Raw genomic sequence first — 25,359 nt, forward strand, 5'->3', positions numbered from 1 at the left:
ACAATAACAGTCGGCGAGGGCGTCAGAAATCCCCGGCCGCAAAGCATCCTGGGCCGTGGACAACGGGCGTATCCGGCCCGTACCCTTGCCCGCCCGCTTCCGTTTGGTGGCCCCAGGCCCGCGGGAACCCCATATCGCCATGCTCAACGCGTTCATCAAGAAGGTTTTCGGCACCAAGCACGAGCGGCAGATGAAGCGCATGCAGCCGCTGATCGACCGGATCAATGGGCTCGAGGCGAAGATGCAGGGCCTGCCCGCGGCCGCGTTTCCGGCGATCACGGCCGACCTGCGGGCCCGGCTGGCGAAGGGCGAGCCGCTCGACGACCTGACCGCGGAGGCGTTCGCGGCGGTGCGCGAGGCCTCGGTGCGCGCGCTGGGGATGCGCCACTACGACGTGCAGATGATCGGCGGCATCGCGCTGCATCAGGGGCGCATCGCCGAGATGCGGACCGGCGAGGGCAAGACCCTGACCGCGACCACGGCGCTGTATCTGAACGCGCTGGCCGGGCGCGGCACCCACCTGATCACGGTGAACGACTACCTGGCGCGCCGCGACGCCGAGTGGATGGGCCAGATCTACCAGTACCTCGGGATGTCGTGCGGGGTGATCGTCGGCGGCATGTATCACACGGAGCGGCAGAAGAACTACCGCTGTGACATCACCTACGGGACCAACAACGAGTTCGGCTTCGACTACCTGCGCGACAACATGAAGGAGACGATCGAGAAGTACGTACAGCGCGACCTGTACTACGCGATCGTCGACGAGGTCGACTCGATCCTGATCGACGAGGCCCGCACGCCGCTGATCATCTCGGGCGAGGCCAACAAGCCGCCGGACACCTACGTCACCGTCAACCGGGTGATCCCGGCGCTGCGCCGCGATCTCGACTTCGTGATCGACGAGAAGGCCCACAGCGTGCAGCTCACCGACGCGGGGGTCGACCGCATCGAGAAGCTGCTGAGCTGCAAGAACCTGTACTCGCCGGAGCACAACGAGCTGCTGCACCACGTGAACCAGGGCCTGCGGGCGCACGTGCTTTACAAGAAGGACGTCAACTACATCGTCGAGAACGGCGAGATCATCATCATCGACGAGTTTCGCGGCCGCAAGATGGAGGGCCGGCGCTGGAGCGACGGGCTGCACCAGGCGATCGAGGCCAAGGAGGGGGTCGAGATCCAGCCGGAGAGCCAGACCCTGGCGACGATCACGTACCAGAACTACTTCCGCATGTACGGCAAGCTGGCCGGCATGACGGGCACGGCCGACACCGAGGCCGAGGAGTTCAACAAGATCTACAACCTCGACGTCGTGGTCATCCCGCCGAACCGCAAGATGATCCGGCAGGACCAGGACGACCTCGTCTACAAGAACGAGCGCGGCAAGTTCCGGGCGGTGATCGAGGAGATCAAGCAGGCCCACGAGCGCGGTCAGCCGGTGCTGGTCGGCACCGCGAGCGTGGAGAAGTCGCAGGTGATCCACACCATGCTCGAGCGGATGAGCATCCCGCACGAGGTGCTGAACGCCAAGCAGCACGAGCGCGAGGCGTACATCGTGGCCCAGGCTGGCCGCAAGGGGGCGGTCACGGTGGCGACCAACATGGCGGGTCGCGGCACCGACATCCTGCTCGGCGGCAACGCCGAGATGGTGGCGCGCGCGCAGATCGACCCCGACAAGGAGCCGGCCCGCTTCGAGGCGCTGCACGCCGCGCTCAAGACGGAGTTCGAGAAGGAGAAGGAGGAGGTCAAGGCGCTCGGCGGGCTGTACATCGTCGGCACGGAGCGGCACGAGAGCCGGCGCATCGACAACCAGCTGCGCGGCCGCGCGGGCCGACAGGGCGACGCGGGCCGCTCGCGCTTCTTCCTCAGCCTCGAGGACGACCTGATGCGCATCTTCCAGGCCGACCGCATCAGCGGGCTGATGGAGCGGCTGGGGATGGAGGAGGACGTGCCGATCGAGGCGCCGCTGGTCAACCGGGCGATCGCCAACGCGCAGTCGCGGGTCGAGGCGATGCACTTCGACACGCGCAAGAACCTGTTCGAGTACGACAACGTGATGAACGACCAGCGCAAGGCGATCTACGCCCTGCGCAAGCAGATCCTCGAGGGCCGCTACCAGCCGGAGATCCTCGACGACCAGGCGCGCAAGGAGCAGGCCGGTCGATTGCCGCCGCCGCCGGAGAAGTCGGGCCAGCACACGCTGGAGTCGCTGTCGCGGACGGTGACCGAGAAGGTCACGGCGATCATCGACACCCACTGCGTGGCGATGCTCGAGGAGGCCGGGCTGCCGGCGAACGGGGCTGAGCCGTTCCCGCCGGGTGGCGTTCGCCCGGAGAAGCTGGCGCACGAGCTGTACCGCCACTACGGCGCGCTGATCGTGCTCGACGACGTGAAGGACGACCGCCGCAAGATCGTGCAGCGGGCGATCGACGTGGTGGCCCGCTCGCTGATCCAGCAGCGCGAGCGCGTGCACGACCTCAGCTTCAAGCTCGCCGAGGAGCAGGTGCTCAAGCTGTGCCCGGAGACGGTGCACCCGGACGAGTGGGACCTCGACGGCCTTGAGGCGGTGCTGCTCGAGCGCTTCAAGATCAAGGTCGACCTGCGCAACATCCAGGACATCGACAAGCTGGTCGACCGGGTGTGGAAGCAGGTCGAGGCGCTGCTGAGCCAGCGCGAGCAGGAGATCGGGCTCTACACCTTCCTGTTCTACGTGCGCCAGTTCTACCTCGAGGAGATCGACGAGCAGTGGATCGCCCACCTCAAGAACATCGAGCACCTGCGCACCGGCATCGGCCTGGTCGGCTACGCGACGCGTAACCCGAAGAACGAGTACAAGCTGCGCGGCTTCAACCTGTTCAAGGACATGTGGGAGGGCATCGAGAACACGGTGCTCAAGCAGATCCTGTCGATGCGCCTGACGGCGGAGCAGAAGCAGCAGGCCGAGGAGGGCGCCGAGTACGAGACGGCGGTCACCCGCGCCAATCGCAACGCCCAGGAGCCGCGCCGGCGCGCCGGCTCGGGGCGCGCCGCCGCGGGCGGCGAGCAGATCGCGAAGCTGCAGGACGCGGCACGCGAGGCGATGCAGCGCTTGCTCGGGGCGCAGGCCCGGACCCAGGCGACCGGGCAGGCGAGCGGGCTGGCTCCGGGCCAGGCGACTGGGCTGCCGAATGGGCAGGCGAGCGGGCAGGCGAGCGGCCAGCCTGCCGCGCAGGAGGCCCCGCGCGAGAAGCAGGTGCCGCGGGTCGGCAAGAACGACCCGTGCCCGTGCGGCTCGGGCAAGCTGTACCGGCGCTGCCACGGCAAGGACGCGGCGGCCTGAGCGGTGGAACCTGGCCGAAGGGTCAGGTTCTTCGACGCACGCGGACGCCGATCTTGCCGGCGGGGCCGACCGGGACGTTGAAGCGGTGGCGGGTGTCGCGGTTGCCGGGCTCGGGGATGAAGTCGAAGCGCTGGGTCAGCAGCGACAGCACGATCTTCGCCTCGAGCAGGGAGAAGTGCTGGCCGACGCAGCTGCGGGGGCCGTTGATAAAGGGGAGCCAGCGCCAGGCCTGCCCCGGGGCGTCGCTGAGGAAGCGATCGGGGCGGAAGGCGTCGGGCTCGGGCCACTGCTGCGGGTCGCGGTGCAGGGCCTGGAGGTGGAGCATGACCAGGCAGCCGGCGGGGACCAGGTAGTCGCCGAAGTGGTCGTCGGCGACGGCCTTGCGGGTGACGATCGGGACGATGTTGAAGATCCGCAGGGCCTCCTTGAGGCAGGCGCCAGCGTAATCGAGGCGCTTGAGCGTCTCGTAGTCGGGCATCGCGTCGCCGCGGAAGGCCTCGTCGGCGGCGTCGCGCAGGCGGGCGAGGCAGTCGGGGTGGCGCATCAGGCTGTGCAGGGTCCAGGTGAGCATCGCGCTCGAGGTGTCGTGACCGGCGAAGAGCATGGTCTTCAGCTCGTCGCTGACGAGGGTCGCGGTCTCGGCGGTCCAGGGCTCATGGGCGAGGCTGACGAGCAGCATGTCGAGCATGTCGACCGCGGGTCGGTCGGGCTCGGCCTGGCGCTGGCGCTGGCGGGCGTCGATCTTGGCGCGGAGGAACAGGTCGAGCTCGCGCAGGGAGCGGTCGTAGTGGAAGCGGGCGGGGATCGGGAGGTGGGCGCGGAGGGGCAGCCAGACCCGGCGGTTGGCCTCGGCGACGAGCGGCTCGTAGAGGCGCGGCAGGACCTCGTCGCTCTCCTCCGGCGTCATCGACAGGGTGGCCTCGGCGATCACCTGCAGGGTGAGGCGGCGAAACAGGGCGCCGACGTCGACGACGGTGCCGCGACGGGCGTGGTCGGCGAGCGACTCGCTGCTGCGGTCGACGGCGCGGCGGGTCACGTCGGCGACGTTGCGCAGGGCGTCGATGCGAAAGGCCCTGGCGAGGGTGGCCCGCTGGCGCTTCCACAGCGGGCCGTCGCTGGTGAGCAGGCCGTTGCCGAGCAGGCCGAGGAAGGGGGCCATGCTGCGGATGTCCTTGACGTAGTTGTCGGCGTTGCCGAGCAGGACCTGGCGGACGACCTCGGGGTCGGAGCTGGCGATGTAGGTGGCGCCGGGGATCTTGAAACGCAGGGTCGGGCCGCGCTCGCGCAGCCAGCCCTCCATGACGTCCCACGGCGCGCCGGTGACGAGGCGCGCCATGTGGCCGACGATCGGCAGGTGTTGCGGCGCCAGGGGGATCTCTCGGGCCATCGGCGTCGCAGTGTCAGGGAGGCGAGGCGGGCCGCGCAAGGCCGCAGGAGATGCGGGCTCGCACCCGCGGCCAGCGGCGGCGCTCAGACGGTGGCGACGATCTCCTGCGCGGCGCGCTTGCCGGACTCGATCGCGCCCTGCATCCATCCGGCCCAGATCGAGGTGTGCTCGCCGGCGAAGTGGACGCGGCCCTCGGCGCGCTTGGCGACGGCGGCCATCCACCACTGCCCGGGGAGGAAGTCGGTCCAGGCGCCCTGGACCCACGGGTCCTCGGCCCAGCAGTACTGGAAGAAGGCGAGCTTCTCGGCCTTGATCTCGGGGAAGAACTTCTCGATCGCGGTGAGGGCGAAGGCCTCGCGCTCGTCCATCGACTTGCCGCAGTAGGCGTCGGCGTGCTTCTCCTGGGTGTACGAGACGATCATGCCCTTGGTGGAGCTGCCGGCCTGGACGTGGCTGAGGTCCCAGATGCGCTCGGCGTCGGTGTCGGTCTTGGCGATCTTGAGGCCGCCGATGCCCTCCTTCTCCCAGAAGCGGGTCTTGGTCTGGATGTAGCCGCGGCCGGCGTTCATCATGAACAGGCCGTCGATCGTCTTCATCTTGTCGTCGGCGAACTCGGGGACGATCGTCACGTCGCGCAGGGTGGTGAAGGGGAGGGTGCAGACGAGGTGGTCGGCGCTGAAGCTGACCTCGGCGCCGTCGTGCTCGGCGACGACGGTGACGCCCTGCTCGTCGTGCTCGATGCGCATGACCTTGTGGGCGAGCAGGATGTTGTCCATGCCGACCTTCTCGGCGAGGCCCTTGGGCAGGAGGTCGTTGCCGCCGCGGATGTGGTAGGTCTTGTCCCAGTCCTGGTCGGCGACCTCGGCGACCATCCACGCGAGGGTGCCGATGGTGTAGACCTCGGCGCCGTTGTCGGCGGTGTAGAGCGGGAGGTAGGCCTCGCTGGCGCCGCGCTGGCGCAGGAAGTCGATCCAGATCTGGTCGTCGTACTTCTCGACGATGCCGGGCTTGGGGAAGCTGCCGTCGCGCGGGTTGCCGAACTCCTCGAAGGCGCCGGCGATGTACTCGGCCCAGGTGTCGCCGAGGGTGGCCTGGAGCTCGTTGGGCTTGAGGCCGGGCAGCGGCCAGTCCTCGCCCTCCTTGTGCATGAAGCGATTCGTGTCGAGGTAGTAGAGCGGGTCGCCGCCCGGGAACTCCTCGAGCTCGAGGCCGAGCTCGTCGACGTAGCCGAGAGTGTGGTCGTGGACATCGGGGATCCGGACCGCGCCGATCTCCGCGAGCTGGCCGTCCGCGAAGCCCTCGCGCAGGGTCCACACGCGGCCGCCGACGCGCTCGCGGCCCTCGAGGAGGGTGACCTCGTAGCCTTGCTTCTGCAGCTCGTAGGCGGCGCTCAGGCCGGACAGGCCGGCGCCGAGCACGAGCACCGAGCGGCCGTCGCCCTTTGGTTCACCGCTGCTGTCGCCGCAGCCCAGCAGGGCGGCGGTGCCAGTCCACGAGAACAGGGCCATCACGCCACGTCGACTCAGAGTGTCTCGCTGCATCGTTATCTTCTCCGTCGTGGCGCCCCACGGCGCCCCGGCCGACTCTAAGCGGCCCCGCAGGTCGCCAGCAAGCCCGGTCCCAATCGCGGATCGCGTGTGGTATACAGCCGGCCGGGCATGCGAGCACTCGGCCTCGACGTGGGCAGCAAGACCATCGGCGTCGCGGTCGCAGACCCGAGCGGGACGATCGCCACTGCACGCAGCGTCCTGGCCCGTCGCGGGCACGCGGCCGATGCGGCGGCGATCGCTGAATTGGCCCGCAGCGAGGCCGCAGACGCGGTCGTGGTCGGCTTGCCGCTCGAGCTCGACGGCTCCGAGGGCCACCGCGCGCGCCTGGTCCTGCGCTTCGTGGCGGTGCTGCGAGCTGTCCTCAAGGACATGCCGGGCCCTGTGACGCTGCACACCTGGGACGAGCGCTTCTCGACCGCGGCCGCCGAACGCACGCTGCTCGAGGCCGACCTGTCGCGGGCGCGTCGCAAGCAGCACGTCGACGCGGTGGCGGCCCAGTTCATCCTGCAGGGCTGGCTCGAGGCGCGGCGACGCGGTGGTGCGCCGGGCGCTGCGCTGGCGCCGGGCGGGGAGCTGGCGTGAGCGGCGAGGGCACCCCGCCGGTGACGCCGACGCCAACCGTCGGCAAGCGGCGGCGTCGCTTGCTGCGGCGCTCGCGGCTGGGGCAGTACATCGCGCTGGTGGTGGTGCTCGGGACGCTGGCGGGGGCGGTGTGGTTCGGCTGGCGGGCGTACGACCAGCTGGTGCGCTACCCGCAGCGGGCGGGCAGCGGTGACGCGTCGGTGGTCGCGCTCGAGGTGCCGCGCGGGGCCTCGTTCCCGCAGGTGCTGGCGCAGCTGGTGGAGGCCGGGGTGGTGCCCGCGGACGAGGCGCTGTACTTCAAGCTGTTCGTGCTGCACCGCGGGGCGGCGAGCAAGGTCACGGCGGGCGAGCACAGTTTCCGCGGCGACATGACGCCGGAGGAGATCCTCGCGGAGCTGGTGCGGGCGCAGCGGGCCGACGAGCTGCGCGTCACGATCCCCGAGGGTCGCAACATCCTCGAGGTCGCCGACATCCTCGCGGGTGCGGGCTTCGCCGCGGGCTTCGGGCGCGACGAGGTGCTGGCGGCGATGCGCGACAAGGCCCTGCTCGCGGAGCTGAAGATCGACGGCCCGAGCGTCGAGGGCTACTTGTTCCCGGACACCTACAAGTTCCCGACCCGGGCCACGCCGACGCAGGTGCTGCGGCGGATGGTCGAGCAGCACCGCAAGGTCTACGCGGGGGTGGCCCGGGCCCACCGTGAGGCCACGGAGGAGCTGGAGAAGACGCTCGGCTGGGGCGACCGCGAGATCGTGATCATGGCCTCGCTGGTCGAGAAGGAGACCGCGGCCAAGCACGAGCGCCCGCTGATCGCCGGGGTGTTCCTCAACCGCCTGCGCTTCATGAACTTCCAGCCCAAGCGCCTGGAGACCGACCCGACGATCATCTACGGCTGCACGGCGCTGGTCGAGAAGTCGCCGGCTTGCCAGCAGTTCACCGACCGCATCCGGCGGATCCATCTCCGCGACACGGAGAACCCGTACAACACCTACACCCACGAGGGGCTGCCGCCGGGGCCGATCACCAACCCTGGCAAGGCGGCGCTCGAGGCCGTGCTGGCGCCGAAGAAGTCGCGGTTCTTGTACTTCGTGTCGCGCAACGACCGGACCCACCAGTTCTCGCGGACGATCGCCGAGCACGAGGCGGCGGTCGAGAAGTACATGCGTCAGGGCGCGGTGGGCGATGGATCGGCCGCGGGCGCTGCGGTCGAGGATGGTGCGGACGGCGGCTGAGGCTCGGGCTCGAGTTGCTCGCGCATCTCCGTGAGCACCCAGCGGTCCTTGGCGTTGCGGGCCAGCTCGAGCTGCACGCGCCGCTCGCCGTCGTGGGCGGAGATCTGCATGCGGCGGGCGCCGAGCGGGACCGGGGGATCGAGGGTCCACGCGGGGCCGCGCAGGCGCTGCAGCAGCTCGGGCAGGCGCTCCCACAGCAGGCGGTCGTCGAGGCCGCGGGTGAAGCCGGCGAGGGCTTTGGCCCGGGCCGCGGCGTCGCCCTGGTCGCAGGAGCCGGCGAGGCGGGCGAGTTCGGGGAGCAGGGTCGCGGGCTCGCCGGGGAGGCCGAGGGGGCGCACGGTCTCGTTGCCGGGGCCGGCGATCTCGCGGCGCAGGGCGGCCGCCGCCTCGCGGTCCCAGCGGGCGTCTGCCTGTTGCGACCCTGAGAGCGCGAGCAGGATCTGCGGCTCACCCACGCGGGTGAGCAGGCCCTTTTCGTTGTTCTGGCTGAAGTCCCAGACCTCGAGCCGGGCCGGGTTCGCGGCCTCGGCGACGGCGACGACGACGCGGGCACGGCCGTGCAGGCCGTCGGCCAGCTCGAGCACCGGCTCGACCTGCAGCCCGGGCGGCACGCTGGCGGTCAGGGCCGGGGCGTAGCGCCAGGGGGACGCGGGTTCAGGTGCGGCGGCGGGTCTGGGCCCGGTTGCGGTGGTTGCGTGGGCTGTGGCGGAGGGCTGTGGCTGTGGCGGACCGCAGCAGGCGAGTGCGAAGGCGGCCCAGGCGAGCCGCGGTGAAATTCGAGCGCCTCGCATCGGGCTAGCGTCGGCTGTAGTGGCGCCGGGGTCAAGCGTGATAGCCTGCCGACGAGATGGTCTCTGCGCGGCGAAATCGGGGTACGGCGGTGGTCCTGGCCACCAGTGTGGTCCTGAGTTCTTCGGGTTGGGGGGTGGCAGAGGCAGCGGCCGGGAGGCCGCAAGCGATGCTGGCGCCAGCCGCGGCGAGCTCGAAGCTCGCGATCTTGCCGGTCACCGTGGAGGGAGGGATCAGCGAGTCGGACCAGGCCGAGCTGACGAAGGCGCTGACCGCCGGGCTCGAGCGCGGCAGCTTCCAGATCGTCGGGCCCGAGGACGTGTTGGCGGCGGACGCCGAGGCGAGCAAGTGCAACAACGCGGTCTGCTATCAGAACATCGCGGCGCGCACGGGGGCGGCCTACGTGGTGCGTGCGGTGGTCTCGGTGAAGGACCGCGACTACTCGGTGAAGGTCGAGCTGGTGGCGGGCGCCGACGGCAAGCGCCTGGCCCAGACGCAGGACGGCTGCGAGATCTGCGGCGTGGTCGACGCGAGCGGGCTCATCGACTCGGCGGCGGCGACCTTGCGGCTCAAGCTCGACGCGCTGTCGAAGGGCCCGGCCTCGGTGAAGATGACGAGCAACCCGAAGGGGGCGATCGTCACCATCGACGGCGAGGTGGTCGGCGAGACGCCGATCGAGCGCCCGGTGGTCCCCGGCAAGCACCTGATCCGCGTCAGCGAGGAGGGCTACATCTCGATCGAGCGCGAGGTGACCTTCGTCGAGGGCGTCAACGAGGACCTCAACTTCTCGCTCGAGAAGCTGCCGAGCCGGCTGCCGGGTCGGCGCTTCGGCTACGTGTCCCTCGGCTTCGGCCTGGCGGCGATCGGCGGGGCGATCGGCTTCGCGATCCTCGACGACAAGCCCTACAAGCTCGGCGGCAAGTGCAGCACGACCTACACGGGCGACCCGAACAAGCCCTACAACAACATCCCGGGCAGCAACTCGATCACCGGGAATGATGAGTGCGCCAGCCTGTGGCGCACCGAGCCCTTCAGCATCCCGCTGGCGATCGCCGGCGGGGCGCTGCTCACCCTCGGGATCGTCATCCTCGTCAACTCGCGCCAGAAGACCAAGAAGGACGGCGCCGCCGCGACGGCGCGCCGCAACCTGCCGCGCTTCGGCGTCGGCCCCGGCAGCGTGTCGCTCAGCGGCCGCTTCTGAGCGCCAAGCTGTCCTCGAGGACAGCTCAGGGCCGGTGACCGAGGCGGGTTGAGCCGATCAGGATGACGGGCTCGGTGCGCTGTGCGGGACGGGAGCGGCGAGCGTGGGGGCGGTGACGAGGCCGTCGTCGGGGATGCCGAGGCGGCGGCGGAGGTCGACCAGGCGCATGTCGAGGGCGGCGTCGTAGTCGATGCCGTCGCGGTAGAGGGTGGTGCCGCCGCGGGCGCTCCGCCAGGCGCGCCAGGTCCGGCGGGGGGCGACGCTGAGGCCAAGGAGGAGGCCGAGGAGGTTGATGAAGTAGAGGAAGAAGGTGTTGCAGCCGCAGCGCAGCTCCCAGGCGCTGATCTCACCCTCGCCGGCGTAGTCGGTGTCGTAGCCGACGAGCACGTGGTGGATGTCGTGGCGGGAGATCACGCGCTGGCGGGCCGGAGGGTTGGGGAAGCTGAGGGTGCGACCGAGGAGCGGGAAGCTGAAGGTCGGGGCGCTGTACTCGGTCATGGTGAAGCCGTTGTGCGCGAGGTAGAGGTCGCGGGCGGCGCGGACGCTGAGGTGACCGGGGATCGGGCCGAGGGGGCGGTGGGCGGTGGGCATGACGGGTCTCCATCCCTCCGTCCGCAGAAAGTCGGCCGGACCCGACACGGCCTCGCAAGATTTTTTTCGCGCGGGCTCTCAGGTGCGGCGGCTCGGGCGGTGATCCCGAGCTGGCCGGCCCAGTAGAGCAGCATCAGCGGGATCTTGAGGCCGGCGTCGGGGTCGACGAAGCGCGACCAGGCGACCATGATGTCGCTGATCGCGAAGATGGCGGCGCCGACGGTGGCGAGCAGGGGGCGGAGGTTGCCGGTCGGGTCCTCGCCGATCTGCGCCGCGGCGCGCCAGAGCATCGCGCTGATGACGATGACGTAGGCGATCACCGGCCCGCGCATGGCCCCGAGGTGCGGCGCGAGCACGCTGAAGGCGCCCCAGGTGAAGCCGGCGACGATGCCGAGGCGGACCAGGTGCAGCGCGCGGGTGCGGCCGAGGAAGGCGCCGACGTAGCAGACGTGGGCGAGCAGGAAGGCGACCAGGCCGGGCACGAACAGGGCCGGCGAGGCCTCGAGCAGGACGTCCCCGAGCGCGGAGAGCAGCAGGCCGGCGGCGATCCAGGCGGCGTCGCGGGTGCGCGGCGGGATGAGGAAGCCGAGCAGGCAGACGACGGGGACGGGCTTGCTGATGAGGGCGAGGTCTTGCCAGCCGAGGATGTAGGCGAGGAAGTAGACGGCGACGGCCGCGAGGCCAAGCCGCACGAGGAGGGGCCCGGGGGTGCGCATCGCCGCCATCGTACGCCAGAGCGAGGCTGACTCGTAGATCCGGCCGCAGGCCACGAGCGAGATTGCCTGGTTCGGCAGTGCCAGAGCGCGGCTCACTCGTAGATCTGGCCGCAGACCAGGAGGTCGCAGACGCCGTCCCAGCCGAGGGCGCGTCGGGACTCGTCGTCGTCGGGGACGGGCTCGGGTGGGGTGACGAGGAGGAGCTCGGCGTCGTCGGCCCAGCCGCCGACGCTGCCGGAGGCGCCGCACTCGAGATAGGAGCTCGGGTCGAAGTTGTACCAGCGGGCGCCGCTGGGGGCGTCGAGGCCGAAGTAGCGGTTGGAGTCCTCGAGCTGGCCGCGGCGGCGCATGGCCTGGAGGTCGGCGATCTGGTGGACGAGGATCGCCTCGAAGCGGTCGCGGCCGTGGGGGCGCGGCTCCTGCCACGGCGGCGGGCGCTCGAGCCAGGCCGGCTCGAGCTCGATCGCCGGGGCGCTGGCGGCCGCGATGAAGAGGGCTGCGACCTCGTCCGGGCTCGGCTCACGCTCGCCGTGCCGGCTTGCGAACTCGCGGCCGAGGCCGAGCAGGGCGCGCAGGTAGCTCTCGAGGTCACGCAGCACCTTGAGGGCGGTCAGGCAGGTGTAGAGGTCGCGGTTGCTGCGGATCTCCATGCGGGGAGGGTAACACCGCGGGGCCGTGGCGCAGCCGCCCCGGGTGTCGCGGCTGCGAGCAAGATTTTCACCTGCGGGCGAGTGTCGACGCAGCGGTCGCAGCTGTCCCCGGGGACAGGTGGCCTCCACGCTGGCGGGGACGAGTGGTCGAATCTGTCCCCGGGGACAGGTGGGTCTTCACGCCGGCGGGGCGAGTGGCCGCTGCTCAGGGGACAGGTGGGTCACTCGCTGGTGAGCTCGCGGGTGTAGGCGGTGAGCTGCTCGCGGAAGCCGGTGGTCCAGGGGACGGGGCGCTTGGTCTCGGGGTCGACACGGACCACGACGCGCTCGCCGGAGGCGAAGTCGACGTCCTCGTCGAGCGGCATGACGCGCAGGCCGAAGGTCAGGCTGCTGCGGCCGAGGCGGTCGACCCACACGCGCACGCGGACCTGGCCGGTGCCGACGACGGGGCGCTTGTACTCGAGGTGGTTGGCGCGGACGAGGTGGTACTGGTCGGGGTGGGAGTTGAAGTCGAGGACGCCGGCCCAGCCGAGGTGGCGCCAGAAGGAGCCGATGGCGTGCTCGAAGAGGAGCAGGTAGCGCGCGTTGTGGAGGATGTGAAACGCGTCGAGGTCGTCGAAGTAGACGCCGTGGAGGGTCTCGTGGAATCGCATCGAGGTCCGCTCTACCGCAGATCGCTGGTGATCGGTGGTGGTCGGCGGCCGCGAAGGCCGCGGTGGACGCGGTCATGCTCACACTCACGGGTCGCGCAGGGTGTGGCGCTCGCGTGTCGCGGCGGGGCTGGGCTATCGTGGGCGACGACCATGCTGGACGCCGCCACCGAGAGATTGCGCGCCCGCTTCATGGCGCTCGCGGCCGCACCTGATGAGGCGCTGGACCTCGGCGAGTTGGCGGCGGTGATCGGTGTCGAGGAGGACCCGACGGAAGAGGTGGACGAGGTGCTGGAGCGGCTGGAGCGGCTGGCCGAGGGGGTGGCGCCGCGGCTGCGAGGCTTCGCCAGCGCGCGCGAGCGGGTCGACCTCTTGCTCGCGTATCTCGTGCGTGAGCAGGGGCTGCACGGCGACGAGGCGGAGTACGACGACCCGCGCAACAGCTGCCTGCATCAGGTCCTGCGCCGGCGGGTCGGGCTGCCGATCATGCTGAGCGTGGTGCTGATGGAGGTCGGGCTGCGGGTCGGGCTGCCGGTGGTCGGGGTCGGGCTGCCGGCGCACTTCCTGGCCCATGCCACCGAGCTGCCGGAGGTGTACATCGACATGTTCCACGGCGGTCGCCTGCTCAGCGAGCACGAGTGCCGCACGCTGCTGCGCCAGAAGACCCAGGGTGCGGTGGAGTTCGAGCGATCGATGCTAAGCCCGCTGAGCTCGCGCCAGATCTTGCTGCGGATCCTTCAGAACCTGAAGCGTTCGCACCTGCGCCGCGGGGCGCTCGACCGGGCTCTGGCGGCGAGCGATCGCATCTTGTTGTTGGCGCCGGGGCAGGTCGATGAGCTGCGCGACCGCGGGCTGTTGCAGCTGCGCCGACGGGCGTTTCGCGCGGCCAGCGAGGACCTGAACAACTATCTCAGCCTCGCGCCGATGGCCGACGATCGGCATCTGATCGCGGCGCGGGCCAGTGAGGCCCGCACGCGCGTGCGGCAGCTGAACTGATCACAGGTCGGTCGCCACCGGATCGCGGCGCGGGCCAGTGAGGCCCGCACGCGCGTGCGGCAGCTGAATGATCACACGTCGGTCGCCATGCGCAGTAGCTGGGGGATGAAGTGGGCGCGCACCTGGATGAGGCTCGGGTGCTTGCCGGGCGGGCGGAAGTCGACGCGCTCGTGGTCCGGGCGCAGCGACTCGCCGTCGATGTCCTCGTCGTCGTAGATGTACTGCTTGGTCTGGCTGTTCGGCGCGCTGACGCGGGCGGCGGCGTCGGCGTCCTGGTTGCCGGCGGGGGCGGCGTTGGCGAGGCCGGCGAGCGTGGAGGACAGGGCGAGGGAAAGCGTGAGGGCGAGGCGCAGGCTCATGGCGGGGCTCCTTCGAGGGGGTATGGCGGCTGCAACGAGGCGGCGCTGGCCGGCGGTCTACGTGGGGGTGAATTATTCATGGCCGGGGAATTGAGGCCCGGGGTATATCGCGGCGATGCGCCTGCTCCTGCTGACCGCGGTCCTGCTCGTCGGCTGCGCCGAGAAGCTGCCGGAGTCTCATGTGTTGCCGGTGGTCAAGGCCGAGCGGGCGTTCAGCGAGCGGTCGCTCGAGCGGGGCATGAAGGCGGCGTTCCTCGACAACCTCGCGGTCGACGCGGTGGTGTTCGGTCCGGGGCCGACGCCGGGGCGGGCGTACTACGAGGCGCAGCGCGACGTCGGGGCGCGGCTGTCGTGGACGCCGAGCTACGCGGAGGTCTCGCGGGGCGGCGACCTCGGCTACACGACGGGGCTGTACACGCAGGCGCGGGCGGACGGGACGGATTTTGGCCACTACGTCTCTGTGTGGCGCAAGCAGGCCGACGGGCGCTGGAAGGTGGTGGCGGACGGTGGGAATCAGCACCTGCCGCCGCTGCAGGTGGCGAACAAGCTCGAGTTTCTGCCGGCGCCGCCGAAAAAGTCGAAGCCGCCGGTGCTGGCGGTGGGCCCGGAGCTGCGGCGGATGCTGGCGGCCGAGCGGGTGCTGGTGTCGGCGTGGGCGAGCAGCGGCAGCGCGGCCCTGGTGGCGCACGCGACGGCCGACCTGCGCTATCTCCCGCCGGACGCGCTGCCGGTGGTCGGGCGAGCGGCGGTGGAGGCGACGCTGTCGGTCGGGCGCGAGACGATGAGCTTCACGCCGATGGGCGGCGACATCGCGGCGAGCGGTGAGCTGGGCTACAGCTACGGCGCCGCGACCCGCAAGGCCGGGCCGGACGCGGAGAGCGAGTCGGGCGGCTATCTGCGGGTCTGGCGGCGCAGCGCGCGGGGCGTGTGGCAGGTGGCGCTCGAGCTGCACGCGATGCCGCGGCGTCAAGGCCCGGCCGCGGGCCACCACACGTCCGCCTCGACCGAGCCGGGGGCGCGTGCCGGACACACTTCGCAATGGATCTCGAGGTTGACCTCAAGGGCCGGCGCTTCGCAGGTGGCGATCGTCAGCCAGACGTCGAGACGCGCGAGGTCTGAGTCGTCGTCCGGCTCGAGATAATCGCCGTAGTCATACGAGTCGCCGAGCGAGTTCCCGACCTCGAGCTTCCGCACGAGCGCATGTCCGTCGCGGACCCCCGGGAGCAGGCTCTCGAACACCTGTCGACCCTCACCCGCGGTGGTAGGCGCCGGCTGATCGCGCGTGAGCACGGGGATCTTCGCCGCGTCTGGCTCTTGCGCGTGCTCGTAGATAGCGATCCGGCACGGCTCGCTGCCGCGGTTGATCGCCGTGCCGAACCACGAGGCGTCGACGTAGGCATATCGGGATGACGTCGAGCCGTGGACGTGCACCGCGGCCGTACCGGGACCGGCCGGCTCGAGGTGGATGTCCGCGACATCGTCGCTGCAGTCGCCATAGCCGCAGCCGAACGCCAGGAGCGTCAGCGCGAGCGCGCTATTCGCGGATTTCGATATCGATGGGGTCATCGATGGTAGTTCCTTGGGGTGGATCGGACCCGGCGGCGATATTCCAGGAGATTACGATCGTGCCCTGCGTGAGGCCATCGAGTCGTTCAAACACGATCGCTCGGGGCGTCGAGCACATGCCCCCGAGGTTGTCGATCCCGACGTGGAGCTCCTCGCCGGCGCGCTGGTCGACGACTTCGGGGTCGCCCTCGCCCTCGAGGTACACCGCGTAGCGCATCTCGCCGGCACCGGACGCTCCGTTGGCCGCGGACGAGATCGAGATCCCCATGGCAGATCCGTACTCGTCCGAGCTCGGCTCCCGCCCCGCGATGCAGGCGCGGATCTCGAAGCGACGGAGGGGCGCATCCAGCGTGAGCTCGAAGCTGGGACCCTCGACCTCGCCCTCGCACTGCTGGTAGGCGAACGATTTGTTGTGGACGACGACGCCGCCGGCGATGAAATTGTGCGGTGATTCATCGACCGTGATATCCACGACCTCGCGCAGGCCCGCGAAGGCCGCGGCGTCCAGCAGCTGCGCGGAGTGCCCGGACTCTGCGTCGGCGACCAGCAGCAGCTTGCGTGTCCCCTCGGCCCAGCGCGCGGCGGGCTCGTACGCGCCGGTCTCCGGCGAGTACAGCGGATGGTCGGGCGTACACACCAGCTCGCCGGTGCTGTGGACGAGCCGCAGGCACTCGCGGTGCGCCGAGCGGCGCGCGACGATTGTCCGCACGAGCACCTCGCCGGAGATGACGTCGTATCCGAGCACCTGGTCGCCGACCTGCAGGTCGCCCAGGCGGCGCAGGCCGTGCGGCGTGCAGATCGGCGTGTCGGCGCAGACGCAGCACGAGATCGACGACCCGAGGAGAGCTGTCCCCAGCGCGATCACTACGTCACGACGCCGCATCACGGATCTGGGATACCACGGCGCGCTCGCTCCGGGAATCGGCGGTGGTCGAATTCGCCAGGCCGTCCTGGGTCCAGCGGATCGCCGACCCACTGGCACAGCGAGGCCGAGGGTGATCTCGAGCGCTGCGACGTGTCCGACCCGTAGCCGGCTGCCTCGCGCCCCGGCCGACGGCATGACTCGACGCAGTCGATCGCGCATGTCGCGGGTCCTATCGTGGCGCAGCGCCGATCGATATAGAGTCAGAATGATTCGGTCCGCAGCAGTGCGGCGGCCGCATGCGAGTCCTCGATTTATCCCCGCGAGAGGCCGTTGCACGCGATAATCGCGCGGAGCAGCGTCGAGGGTTTGTCGGGGAAGCCCATGGCGATGATCCCGACCCGCCTCGACGGTCTGTTGTTGGTCAGCAGATTCAAGAGCCGGCGGTTCATGCCCTCCACCTCCGACAACCCGTCGTGGATGCCGAGCGCCACGTTGACCGGCCACGGCAGCCCGCCCGCGGGTTCTCACTTGTTGGGGTCCAAAGAGTGCCATCTCATGCGGTGATGCAGGGTATGATCGGTGCCACGCATGCCCACCCGTAAGGAGCCAACCGCGGTCGAAGACTCCGAGCTCAGAGAGCCCGATGATCTACAGAAGGCGCTTGCGGAGGCGCCACAAGCGAAGACCCTGTGGGAGGGTCTTACGCGCATTGCGCGTCGAGACTTTATTCGTTGGATCACGTCCGCCAAAAAGCCGGAAACCCGCGCCCGCAGGATTGCGAACGCTTGCGACATGATCTGCAAGGGGAAGCGGCGAGTGTGCTGCTTCGACACGAGCCCGTGGAAGACTCCCGATCACAAATCGAAGTACAAAAACGCCGCCATCAAGTGACGGAGTTCGTTCGCACCTGGGGCGGCTTGCGACGACTGTCTACGCGTAGATCACGGTGATTCGGCGTCCACCGGGGCTGGTGGTGTTCTCGCTGCGGGTGCGGTCCTCGATGGGCGGGAGGTTGGCGCGCTGATCGAAGATGATGAGCCAGCCGCTGTCGAGGCCGAGGCCGGCGAGGTGGCCGTCGAGCTCCGCAGGGACAGGTGCTCAGGCGGCGCGGGTCCGTCGCTCGCGCATGCGCATGCGGACGCCGGTGGCGGGGCCGAGGACGACGTTTCGGCGGGCCGGGAGGACCTCGGCGGGTTCGGCGAGTTCCAGGTGGGCCTCGCGGAGGAAGGTGGCGAGGACGATCTTCAGCTCGTAGGTTGCGAAGGCGGCGCCGATGCAGCGGCGGTGGCCGCCGCCGAAGGGGGTGTACTCGAAGGGGCTGAAGCGGCGGTTGAGGAAGCGTTCGGGGCGGAACTTCTCGGGCTCGGGGTAGAGCTCCTCGTTGCGGTGGAGGATCGTGGTGGCGACGTCGACGCCGAGCGGTGGTGCGAGCTGGTAGCCGGCGAGCTCCAAGGGGCGGGCGAGCATGCGGGGGACGTCGGGGGCGATCGGGTGCAGGCGCAGGGTCTCGTTGCACACGGCGTCGAGGAAGGGGAGCTTGGCGATCGCGTCGGGTTCGGGGTCGTCGCCGAGGCTGTCGATCTCGCTGCGCAGGCGCTCGAGCGTGGTGGGGTCGCGGTGCAGCCAGTACGAGGCCCAGGCGAGGGCGATGCCGGTGGTCTCGTGGCCGGCGAAGAGGAGGGTCTGGAGCTCGTCGCGCAGCTCGGTGTCGCTGAGGCCGGCGTTGTTGTCATCGCGGGCGCTGAGCAGGAGGCTCAGGATGTCCTCGCGGGGTGGGCCCTGGTCGGCGCGGCGGTTGGCGATCTCGGCGTAGATGAGGCCGTCGATGGTCTGCATCGCCCGGGCGAAGCGGTTGTAGGGGCCGAGGCCGCCCCATGGGCGGCGCAGCCACGAGAAGAAGAGCAGGCTCGGCACGGCGGCGGCGACCATCTCGATGATCGCGGCGCGGAAGGTGTCGACGTGGGCGTCGTCTTGCACGCCGAACACCGCGCGGAGGATCACCTCGAGGGAGATCCACTGCGTCGTGGTTTGCATGACGAAGGGGGCGCCGGGCTGCCAGCGGGACATCGCGGCGCGGGCGGCCTGGCGGATCGTGTGGCCGTACGCGCGCATGCGGGCGCCGTGCAGCGGAGGCGTGAGCAGCTTGCGGTCGCGGCGGTGTTGCGCGCCGCTGATGGTGAGCAGCGAGTTGCTGCCGAGGAGCGGCTTGATCGAGGCGGAGCCGAAGGGCAGGAAGGTGTCGGGGTCGGCGCTGAAGATCTGCTGGATCGTGGCCGGGACGCCGGTGATCACGAGGGTCCCGTTGAGCGTGGGGACGGTGAAGGGGTCGCCGTACTTGCGCTGGGTCTCGATGAGGTAGCGATAGGGGTCGCGCGCGTAGAGGGCGGTCTGGAGGACGTTGATCCGCGGGCCCGGCGGGAGCTTGGACATGGCGGCAGGGTGCCATGTCTGCGGGGCGCTGGATCGCGGAGTGGATTTTCGCAGGCGTCGCGCGCGGGCCGAGGTGGCGCGGCGATCAGGCGCCGAAGATGTGGGTGAGGTGGTCGTTCTTGAACAGGCCGGCGGGGTCGAGCTGGCGGCGGACCGCGTGGAAGCGGTCCCACATCGGGTACATGTCCTGCAGTTCGCGGGCGCCGAGGTTGTGCATCTTGCCCCAGTGCGGGCGGCCGCGGTGGTTGCGGAAGATGGCCTCGCAGCCGGCGAAGTACTCGGCGAAGGGCATGCCGGCGTACATGTGCACGGAGATGACGGCGGAGTCGCGCTGGTAGAAGGGGCTGAGCCAGATGTCATCGCCGGCGACGACGCGGTACTCGAGCGGGAAGTGGACGCGGACCTTGCTGTGCTCGATGAACGCGCGGAGCTCTCGCAGGCAATCGCCGCCGCGCTCGACGGGGACGGCGTACTCCATCTCGTTGAAGCGGACGTCGCGGGGGCTGGGGAAGACGCGGTGGCTGTAGTCGGTGTATTCGCCCTCGGCCATCATGCCGGAGGAGAAGCGGGCGACGCCGCGGGACAGCGAGGGGACGCGGCGGACGGCCTCGGAGATGGTCCAGAAGACGCCGGTCTCGAGGACCTTGTCGACCAGCACGCGCTTGAACAGGGAGCGCGGGCGGGCGGGCTCCTGGACGGCGTCGAGGGCCTTGGTGGCGACCTGGTCGCTGTAGGGGAACCACCAGAACTCGTAGTGGCGGTGGCGTCGGCAGTTGTCCTCGAACTCGGCGAGACATGTCTCGAAGGACATGTTCTTGCGGACATCACGGAGGACGTAGGATGGCTCGAGCTGGAGGCGGACGCGGGCGAGGGCGCCGAGGCTGCCGAGGGAGACCTGGGCGGCCTTGAAGATGTCGGGTTCGCGGGTGGCGGAGCAGTAGAGGAGCTCGCCGCTGGCGGTGACGAGGGTGAGACCGGTCGCCTGGGTCGAGAGACAGCCGTAGCCGGCGCCGGTGCCGTGGGTGCCGGTCGAGACGGCGCCGGCGATCGCCTGGGCGTCGATGTCGCCCTGGTTGCTGAGGGCGAGGCCGTGCTCGGCGAGCAGGTCGCCGAGGATGTGGATCGGTGTGCCGGCGAGGACGGTGGCGGAGCGGCCCTCGCGGTCGAGCTCGGCGATGCCGCGCAGCTGCGAGAGCGAGACCATGGTGGCGTCGGTGGCGGCGACGGCGGAGAACGAGTGGCCGCTGCCGACGACGCGGAGCTTGCCCTGGCGGGCGGCGGTCTCACGCACGACGGCGATCAGCGCGTCGATGCTGGCGGGGCGGAGGATCTGCTGCGGGGTGCAGCGCACGGCGCCTGACCAGTTGGTCCACCTTGGCCTTCGTCCGAACACGGCGCGGGATGGTAGCAGGGAGTCACACGAAGGCGAAGCCGTCGCCGCGGTAGGTCGGCACGCGTTCGCGGTGGCCGTTCGGGGTGAGCAGCACGAGCTCGTGGACGTGCTCGCACAGCTCGCCGGCCTTGGCGTGGCGGAACAGGACGGGGTCGCCGAGGGCGAGGGGCTCGTCGCAGGTGATCGGGGTCTGGACCTCGCCGGCGCCTTCTGTGGCGAGCAGGCGGGCGCTCGCGGGGAGGTAGGGTCTGGGGAGGCGGTCGGGGCCGGCGGCGCCGGAGGCGATCCATCCGCCGCCGAAGCAGGTGTAGATGCCGGGGGCGGGGCGGCGGACGACGGGGAGGGCGAAGCCGGCGGCGGGCAGCGGCGCGAAGGTTGCGTAGCCATCGAAGAGCAGCGGGCCGTAGAGGCCGGAGCCGGCGGCGAGCTCGGTGACGGACTCGTCGGCGGCGGTGGACTCGAGGCTGCCGGTGCCGCCGCCGTTGACGAAGCGGAGCTGGTGGCCGCGCTCGCGGAGGGCGCGGACGACGGCGCCGCGGCGGGCCTGGAGCTCGCGGGCGCTGCGGAGCTTGAGGGCGCGGACGGCGAGGCTCCTCAGCTGTTGTCCGGGGGCGTGGTCCTGGAGGCCGGCGATCTGGGCCTCGTAGCCCATGAGGCCGTCGAGGCGGAGGCCGGGGCTGCGGGCGATGGCGTCGGCGAGGGCGATGGCGGCGGGGACGTCGTGGACGGGCGAGCGGTGGACGCCGAAGTAGATCGGTCCGACGCGGGTCGACATGTCGAGGTCGATGGCGACGGCGATCTCGACCTGGTGTTCGGCGGCGGCGGCGACGAGCGGGGGGAGCTGGCCGGGCTCGTCGACCATCAGGCAGATCTGGGCGCCGCGGGCGAGCTGGCGGCAGACGGCGGCGATGTCGTGGGCGTCGACGGTTGGGTAGGCGACGACGAGGTCGCGAAAGTCGTGGGCGGCGAGGTGGGCGGCCTCGCCGGCGCTGAAGCAGAGGACGCCCTGGAACAGCGGGTGGTGGGCGAGCACGCGGCGCAGCAGCTCGCGGCAGCGGATCGACTTCGAGGCGAGGCGGATCGGCTTGCTGCCGGCGCGGGCGACCAGGCTGTCGGCGTTGAGCAGCAGCAGCTCGAGGTCGACGAAGGCGAGCGGGAGGTGCTCGCCGCGGAGGCGCTCGCGGTATTCGGCGTGACTACGGAGGGGCCTGGGCACGGCCTCTTCGTAGCGCATTGCTCAGGTGCCTGTCGCGTCGATGTCGGCCCCGGTGGCGTGCTGCTTGGGCTTGCGGCCGCGCTTGGCGGGCAGGCGGATGGCGCCCTCGGGGGCGGCGACCTCGAGCTTGCGGCGGCGGCCGGGGCTGGCGTCGCCGGCTCCGACGTGGATCTCGGCGAGGCGCTGGAGCAGTTCGGGGTCGTCGGCTGCGAACACGCGGGCGTAGGCGAGGCCGAGCTCGGCGGTGCGGACGAGCTTGGCCTGGGCCTCGGCGAGGGTGGCCTGGGCGGCGTCGAGTTGTTGGCGGAGGGCCTCGGCGCGGTGGGTCTCGGTGCTGACCTGGGTGGCCAGCTGGCTGAGGATCTTGGCGCTGACGTTGGGGAACTGGACCGTGGCGAGCTCGCCCTCGAAGATGGAGAGGAGCTCGCGGATGGCCGGGGAGAGGGCCTCAGTGCTGGATTCGGCGTGGGGCGTCGGCATGGTCTGAATGTGTGTTCAGTGCCATATTCGCGCGGCCCAGTCAAGCCCGCTTCAGTCGTGGAGCTTCACGTACTCGAAGTCGACGGGGCGGCCCTCGATGCCCTTGCTCGGCGGGGCGATCCAGTTGGCGAACTTCCCGGGCTCGTAGACCGGCTTCATGATCGAGAGCAGGTAGTCGTTGTCGGCGGGGGTGAGCAGCCAGTGGCGCTGGTTGGCCTCGTAGCGGTTGCTGTCGATCAGGTTGCCGACGGGGTCGAAGCGGTGGTCGGCGTAGATGCCCTGGTGACGGTGGAAGCGGCGGCTCGGGAGGGTGAGGCGGTTCGGCGAGCCGGCCTCCTCGAGGGTGCGGTTCCACTTGCGGAGCGCGCGCTCGCAGTCTTGCACGTAGCTGTCGCGCAGGACCTCGTTCATGGCGTTGCGCATGGGGACGTCGCGCTCGCCGAGTTGGCCATTCTCGACGACGGGGAGGCGGTAGGTGCCGGTGAGGGCCTTGTGCTCGTCGTAGCGGTCCTCGCGGTAGCGGCCCTTGAGGCCGGTGGCGAAGAAGTCGGCGGCGTTGCTCGAGATCTCGCCGCCGAAGAGGTCGAGGCTGTAGGTGAACCAGTAGTTGATCGTGCGCTGGATGAGGTCGAAGTCGATGCCGCCCTGGCGGCGGATGTCGCCGTTGGGATCGAGGGCCTGCAGCTCGGCCGAGCGCTTGATGATGCGGTCCATGCCGGTCTCGCCGACGAAGAGGTGGTGGGCCTCCTCGGTGAGCATGAACTCGGTGGTGCGGGCGAGCGGGTCGAAGCCGCTCTGGGACAGCGCGGCGAGCTGGTACTTGCCGTCGCGGTCGGTGAACATCGTGAAGGCGAAGAAGCTGAGCCAGTGGTCGCAGGGCTGGTTGAAGGCGCCGAGGATGCGGGGCTTGTCGGGGTCCCCCGAGCGGCGCTGGAGCAGCTCGTCGGCCTCGTCGCGGCCGTCGCGGCCGAAGTACTTGTGGAGCAGGTAGACCATGGCCCACAGGTGGCGGCCCTCCTCCACGTTGACCTGGAAGAGGTTGCGCATGTCGTAGAGGCTGGGGGCGATGTGGCCGAGGAGGCGCTGCTGTTCGACGCTGGCGGGCTCGGTGTCGGCCTGGGTGACGATGATGCGGCGCAGGGCGTTGCGGTGCTCGCCGGGGACCTCGGTCCAGGCGGCCTTGCCGGCGTCGTCGCCGCAGCGGATGTGCGAGGTCTCGGGGTCGCGGGGGTTGAGGAAGATGCCCCAGCGGTAGTCGGGCATGCGCACGTGGTCGTAGTGGGCCCAGCCGTCGCTGTCGACGGAGACGGCGGTGCGGAGGAACACCGGCTTGTCGGCGAAGTCGGTGGGGCCCATGTCGTTCCACCACTCGAGGTAGTTGGGCAGCCAGGTCTCGAGGGCGCGTTGCAGCTTGACGTCGTCCGACAGGCCGACGTTGTTGGGGATCTTGGCGTTGAGGTCGACGGTGGTGCTGACCATGGTTTGCGAGTGCTCCTGTCGGGCTTGGCGAGGGACGAATGGGCGGCGCGCGGGCGGGAACGGCTAGACGCGGTTCCAGTCGAAGTGCGGGCGCTGGGGCTTGCCGTAGAGGCTGAGGGCGCCGTCGGGTCCGGTGGCGTTGGGGCGGATGAAGATCCAGTTCTGCCAGGCGGTGAGGCGGGCGAAGATCTTGCTGGTCTCGTTCTCGTGGCCGACGAAGCGGAGGTTGGCCTCCATGCCGGTGAGGGCGTCGGGCGAGAGGCTCGCGCGCTCCTCGATCGCTACCCGGGTGTCGTCGTCCCAGTCGATCTCGTCGAGGCGCACGGTCACGAGGCCGGCGTCGTCGGCCTCCTCGGCGCTGCGCAGCTCGTGGTGGCCGAGCAGGGCCTCGAGCTTGTCGGGCTCGCCGTAGAGGTGGGCGTGCAGGCGGGTGAGGCCGTGGCTCATCGGCAGCGGGCCCTCGTTGAGCACGCTGGTGCCGACCTGGACCTTCGGGTGGTCGAGCAGGTAGAAGCGGTCGGCGGCGAGGGCCAGCTCGAGCAGGCAGCCGGCGAAGGCCGGGCGCTGGTCGTTGTTGAGGTCGCCGAGGGCGAAGAAGGAGCGGCTGGTGAGATCGAGGCGGCGGAGGGTCCGGGCCATGTGGCGCAGGACCTCGTTGGTGAACCAGTGCTCGCGGGCGGCCCACAGGGCGGCGTCGTGGGCGACGACGAGGGCGGGGTCGCCGGCGGTGCGGAGGAGGACGAGGCCGACGTCGAGGTGGTTGGTGCGCAGCTGGAGGAGGGCGTCGTCGAGCTCGCGGAAGGCGCGGAGGGCCCACAGCGAGTCGCCGGCGTCGTGGATGGCGGCGGCGCCGGCCTGGACGACGGCGACATCGGCGGGGCCCGGGCCGCGGACCAGCAGCTCGGCGGTGCGGGACTCGCTGCTCCAGCGCAGCTCGACGTGGCGGTAGCGGCGGGTGCCGGGGGTGAGCTCCGGGGCGAGCGGGCCGAGGCTGACGCCCTTGCGCTCGCCGGGCAGCAATTCGACCTTGCGGGTGGCGAGGGCGGTGGCCCGCTTCATCACCTCTTGCTCGAACTTGCTGCGGGCGAACACGCCGTCGACGAGGTTCCAGTCCTTCGCCCGCTTGCCGCGGATGCCCTCGGCGGTGGTGGAGAACACGTCGGCGCGGTCGCGTCGGACCTTGCGCTTGTCGACCAGGCGGGTGAGGCCGCCGGTGCCGGGGAGGACGGCGAGGAGCGGGACCTCGGGGAGGCTGACGGCCGAGTTGCCGTCGTCCTGGAGATAGATCTCCTGGCAGGCGAGGGCGAGCTCGTAGCCGCCGCCGGCGCAGGTGCCGTTGGCCGCGGCGATGTAGACCTGGGCGCTGAAGGCCGTGGCGTCCTCGATCTCGCAGCGGGTCTCGTTGGTGAACTTGCAGAAGTTGACCTTCCACGCGTGCGACGACATGCCGAGCATGTGGATGTTGGCGCCGGCGCAGAAGACGTTGTCGGTGCCGGAGGAGAGGACGACGACGCGGACCTCGGGGTGCTCGAAGCGGAGGCGGCGGACGACGTCAGCGAGCTCGATGTCGACGCCGAGGTCGTAGCTGTTGAGCTTGAGCTCGTAGCCGGGGCGCAGGCTGGCGGCCGGGTCGACGCACATGCGCAGGCGGGCGATGGCGCCGTCGTAGCTGACCTGCCAGTGGCGGTAGCGGCTGGGGTCCGTCTCGAATTCGACGGGCGGTTGCGGCGTCTGCGGGGCGCTGTCCATTACAGTTGGCAACGTAGCAGCGCACCCCGAATTCCGATCCAGGGGGGCTCTGGCGAGGCCGTGTGGCTCCGCACGGTACGTCTCGCACGCACTCACTTCGCGAGAGGATGCAGGCTGTGCATGACTCACGCGTGCCGATGCGGCGGGCCGTGAAGGCGTGAT

At 70.5% G+C, this 25,359-nt stretch carries 23 protein-coding genes; 7 read left to right on the forward strand and 16 right to left on the reverse strand.

Going from position 1 to position 25,359, the window contains the following annotated elements:
• The first annotated feature begins 139 nt into the window (after nucleotides 1-139).
• Nucleotides 140-3,319, forward strand: coding sequence for a preprotein translocase subunit SecA (secA, locus tag IPJ59_RS09285; RefSeq protein ID WP_293270903.1), 3,180 nt, complete (start codon nucleotides 140-142; stop codon nucleotides 3,317-3,319).
• A gap of 22 nt (nucleotides 3,320-3,341) precedes the next feature.
• Here secA and IPJ59_RS09290 read toward each other — a convergent pair whose 3' ends face one another.
• Complete coding sequence (locus IPJ59_RS09290) at nucleotides 3,342-4,706, reverse strand: cytochrome P450 (protein WP_293270905.1); 1,365 nt, start codon at nucleotides 4,704-4,706, stop codon at nucleotides 3,342-3,344.
• Nucleotides 4,707-4,789: 83 nt separating this feature from the next.
• Nucleotides 4,790-6,247 carry a flavin monoamine oxidase family protein gene (locus IPJ59_RS09295; RefSeq protein WP_293270907.1) on the reverse strand — a complete coding sequence of 486 codons (1,458 nt, stop codon included), beginning with the start codon at nucleotides 6,245-6,247 and terminating at the stop codon, nucleotides 4,790-4,792.
• Nucleotides 6,248-6,364: 117 nt separating this feature from the next.
• On the opposite strand from IPJ59_RS09295, the gene ruvX reads away from it, so the two are divergent.
• Complete coding sequence (gene ruvX, locus IPJ59_RS09300; RefSeq protein ID WP_293259742.1) at nucleotides 6,365-6,838, forward strand: Holliday junction resolvase RuvX; 474 nt, start codon at nucleotides 6,365-6,367, stop codon at nucleotides 6,836-6,838.
• 20 nt (nucleotides 6,839-6,858) lie between these two features.
• The gene (gene mltG / locus IPJ59_RS09305; RefSeq protein ID WP_293270909.1) at nucleotides 6,859-8,067 is read left to right on the forward strand and encodes an endolytic transglycosylase MltG; all 1,209 of its coding nucleotides are present in this window, start codon (nucleotides 6,859-6,861) and stop codon (nucleotides 8,065-8,067) included.
• On the opposite strand, the gene IPJ59_RS09310 is transcribed toward mltG, so the two are convergent.
• Nucleotides 8,001-8,678: a hypothetical protein gene (locus IPJ59_RS09310; RefSeq protein WP_293259748.1), complete on the reverse strand. Its 678-nt coding sequence runs from the start codon at nucleotides 8,676-8,678 to the stop codon at nucleotides 8,001-8,003. The genes mltG and IPJ59_RS09310 overlap by 67 nt on opposite strands.
• 347 nt (nucleotides 8,679-9,025) lie before the next feature.
• Here IPJ59_RS09310 and IPJ59_RS09315 point away from each other — a divergent pair, with 347 nt between their 5' ends.
• Complete coding sequence (locus tag IPJ59_RS09315; RefSeq protein WP_293270911.1) at nucleotides 9,026-10,057, forward strand: PEGA domain-containing protein; 1,032 nt, start codon at nucleotides 9,026-9,028, stop codon at nucleotides 10,055-10,057.
• Nucleotides 10,058-10,114: 57 nt separating this feature from the next.
• Here IPJ59_RS09315 and IPJ59_RS09320 read toward each other — a convergent pair whose 3' ends face one another.
• The 4 genes from IPJ59_RS09320 to IPJ59_RS09335 all read right to left on the reverse strand — a co-directional run bounded on the left by IPJ59_RS09320 (nucleotide 10,115) and on the right by IPJ59_RS09335 (nucleotide 12,667).
• Entirely contained in the window at nucleotides 10,115-10,648 is a 534-nt protein-coding gene (locus IPJ59_RS09320; RefSeq protein WP_293270913.1) for a hypothetical protein, read from the reverse strand.
• Nucleotides 10,552-11,364, reverse strand: coding sequence for a lysoplasmalogenase (locus IPJ59_RS09325; protein WP_293270915.1), 813 nt, complete (start codon nucleotides 11,362-11,364; stop codon nucleotides 10,552-10,554). Before IPJ59_RS09325 ends, IPJ59_RS09320 begins: the two co-directional genes overlap by 97 nt.
• Nucleotides 11,365-11,456: 92 nt before the next feature.
• Nucleotides 11,457-12,014: a hypothetical protein gene (locus IPJ59_RS09330; protein WP_293259760.1), complete on the reverse strand. Its 558-nt coding sequence runs from the start codon at nucleotides 12,012-12,014 to the stop codon at nucleotides 11,457-11,459.
• A 221-nt stretch (nucleotides 12,015-12,235) separates the two neighbouring features.
• Nucleotides 12,236-12,667, reverse strand: coding sequence for an acyl-CoA thioesterase (locus IPJ59_RS09335; protein ID WP_293270916.1), 432 nt, complete (start codon nucleotides 12,665-12,667; stop codon nucleotides 12,236-12,238).
• 150 nt (nucleotides 12,668-12,817) lie between these two features.
• Between IPJ59_RS09335 and IPJ59_RS09340 the strand changes: the two genes are divergently transcribed.
• Nucleotides 12,818-13,660: a SirB1 family protein gene (locus IPJ59_RS09340; RefSeq protein WP_293259766.1), complete on the forward strand. Its 843-nt coding sequence runs from the start codon at nucleotides 12,818-12,820 to the stop codon at nucleotides 13,658-13,660.
• 71 nt (nucleotides 13,661-13,731) lie between these two features.
• On the opposite strand, the gene IPJ59_RS09345 is transcribed toward IPJ59_RS09340, so the two are convergent.
• Nucleotides 13,732-14,019, reverse strand: a complete 288-nt coding sequence (locus IPJ59_RS09345) for a hypothetical protein (RefSeq protein WP_293259769.1) — start codon at nucleotides 14,017-14,019, stop codon at nucleotides 13,732-13,734.
• Between the two features lie 115 nt (nucleotides 14,020-14,134).
• Between IPJ59_RS09345 and IPJ59_RS09350 the strand changes: the two genes are divergently transcribed.
• Nucleotides 14,135-15,160 (forward strand): DUF4440 domain-containing protein, encoded by a 1,026-nt coding sequence (locus IPJ59_RS09350; RefSeq protein WP_293270918.1) that lies wholly within the window; start codon nucleotides 14,135-14,137, stop codon nucleotides 15,158-15,160.
• A gap of 393 nt (nucleotides 15,161-15,553) precedes the next feature.
• Here the strand turns inward: IPJ59_RS09350 and IPJ59_RS09355 are convergent, their stop codons facing one another.
• Together IPJ59_RS09355 and IPJ59_RS09360 are read right to left on the reverse strand one after the other, a co-directional pair.
• Entirely contained in the window at nucleotides 15,554-16,468 is a 915-nt protein-coding gene (locus IPJ59_RS09355; RefSeq protein WP_293271342.1) for a Hint domain-containing protein, read from the reverse strand.
• A 293-nt stretch (nucleotides 16,469-16,761) separates the two neighbouring features.
• Nucleotides 16,762-16,941: a hypothetical protein gene (locus IPJ59_RS09360; RefSeq protein ID WP_293270920.1), complete on the reverse strand. Its 180-nt coding sequence runs from the start codon at nucleotides 16,939-16,941 to the stop codon at nucleotides 16,762-16,764.
• A 97-nt stretch (nucleotides 16,942-17,038) separates the two neighbouring features.
• On the opposite strand from IPJ59_RS09360, the gene IPJ59_RS09365 reads away from it, so the two are divergent.
• A complete protein-coding gene (locus tag IPJ59_RS09365) occupies nucleotides 17,039-17,341 on the forward strand; it encodes a YdeI/OmpD-associated family protein (protein ID WP_293259778.1) in 303 nt (100 codons plus the stop codon).
• Nucleotides 17,342-17,548: 207 nt separating this feature from the next.
• Here IPJ59_RS09365 and IPJ59_RS09370 read toward each other — a convergent pair whose 3' ends face one another.
• From IPJ59_RS09370 to boxC, 6 genes are all read right to left on the reverse strand, one after another.
• Nucleotides 17,549-18,880, reverse strand: coding sequence for a cytochrome P450 (locus tag IPJ59_RS09370; RefSeq protein WP_293270922.1), 1,332 nt, complete (start codon nucleotides 18,878-18,880; stop codon nucleotides 17,549-17,551).
• An 85-nt stretch (nucleotides 18,881-18,965) separates the two neighbouring features.
• Nucleotides 18,966-20,273 carry a D-arabinono-1,4-lactone oxidase gene (locus IPJ59_RS09375; RefSeq protein ID WP_293270924.1) on the reverse strand — a complete coding sequence of 436 codons (1,308 nt, stop codon included), beginning with the start codon at nucleotides 20,271-20,273 and terminating at the stop codon, nucleotides 18,966-18,968.
• A gap of 22 nt (nucleotides 20,274-20,295) precedes the next feature.
• Nucleotides 20,296-21,489 (reverse strand): amino acid deaminase/aldolase, encoded by a 1,194-nt coding sequence (locus tag IPJ59_RS09380; RefSeq protein ID WP_293270926.1) that lies wholly within the window; start codon nucleotides 21,487-21,489, stop codon nucleotides 20,296-20,298.
• Nucleotides 21,490-21,510: 21 nt separating this feature from the next.
• Nucleotides 21,511-21,969 carry a hypothetical protein gene (locus IPJ59_RS09385; RefSeq protein WP_293270928.1) on the reverse strand — a complete coding sequence of 153 codons (459 nt, stop codon included), beginning with the start codon at nucleotides 21,967-21,969 and terminating at the stop codon, nucleotides 21,511-21,513.
• A 51-nt stretch (nucleotides 21,970-22,020) separates the two neighbouring features.
• The gene (boxB, locus tag IPJ59_RS09390) at nucleotides 22,021-23,448 is read right to left on the reverse strand and encodes a benzoyl-CoA 2,3-epoxidase subunit BoxB (protein ID WP_293270930.1); all 1,428 of its coding nucleotides are present in this window, start codon (nucleotides 23,446-23,448) and stop codon (nucleotides 22,021-22,023) included.
• Nucleotides 23,449-23,511: 63 nt separating this feature from the next.
• The gene (gene boxC / locus IPJ59_RS09395) at nucleotides 23,512-25,197 is read right to left on the reverse strand and encodes a 2,3-epoxybenzoyl-CoA dihydrolase (RefSeq protein ID WP_293270932.1); all 1,686 of its coding nucleotides are present in this window, start codon (nucleotides 25,195-25,197) and stop codon (nucleotides 23,512-23,514) included.
• Nucleotides 25,198-25,359 lie beyond the last annotated feature (162 nt).

This window comes from Nannocystis sp., assembly GCF_016714285.1.
Lineage (GTDB): Bacteria > Myxococcota_A > Polyangia > Nannocystales > Nannocystaceae > Nannocystis.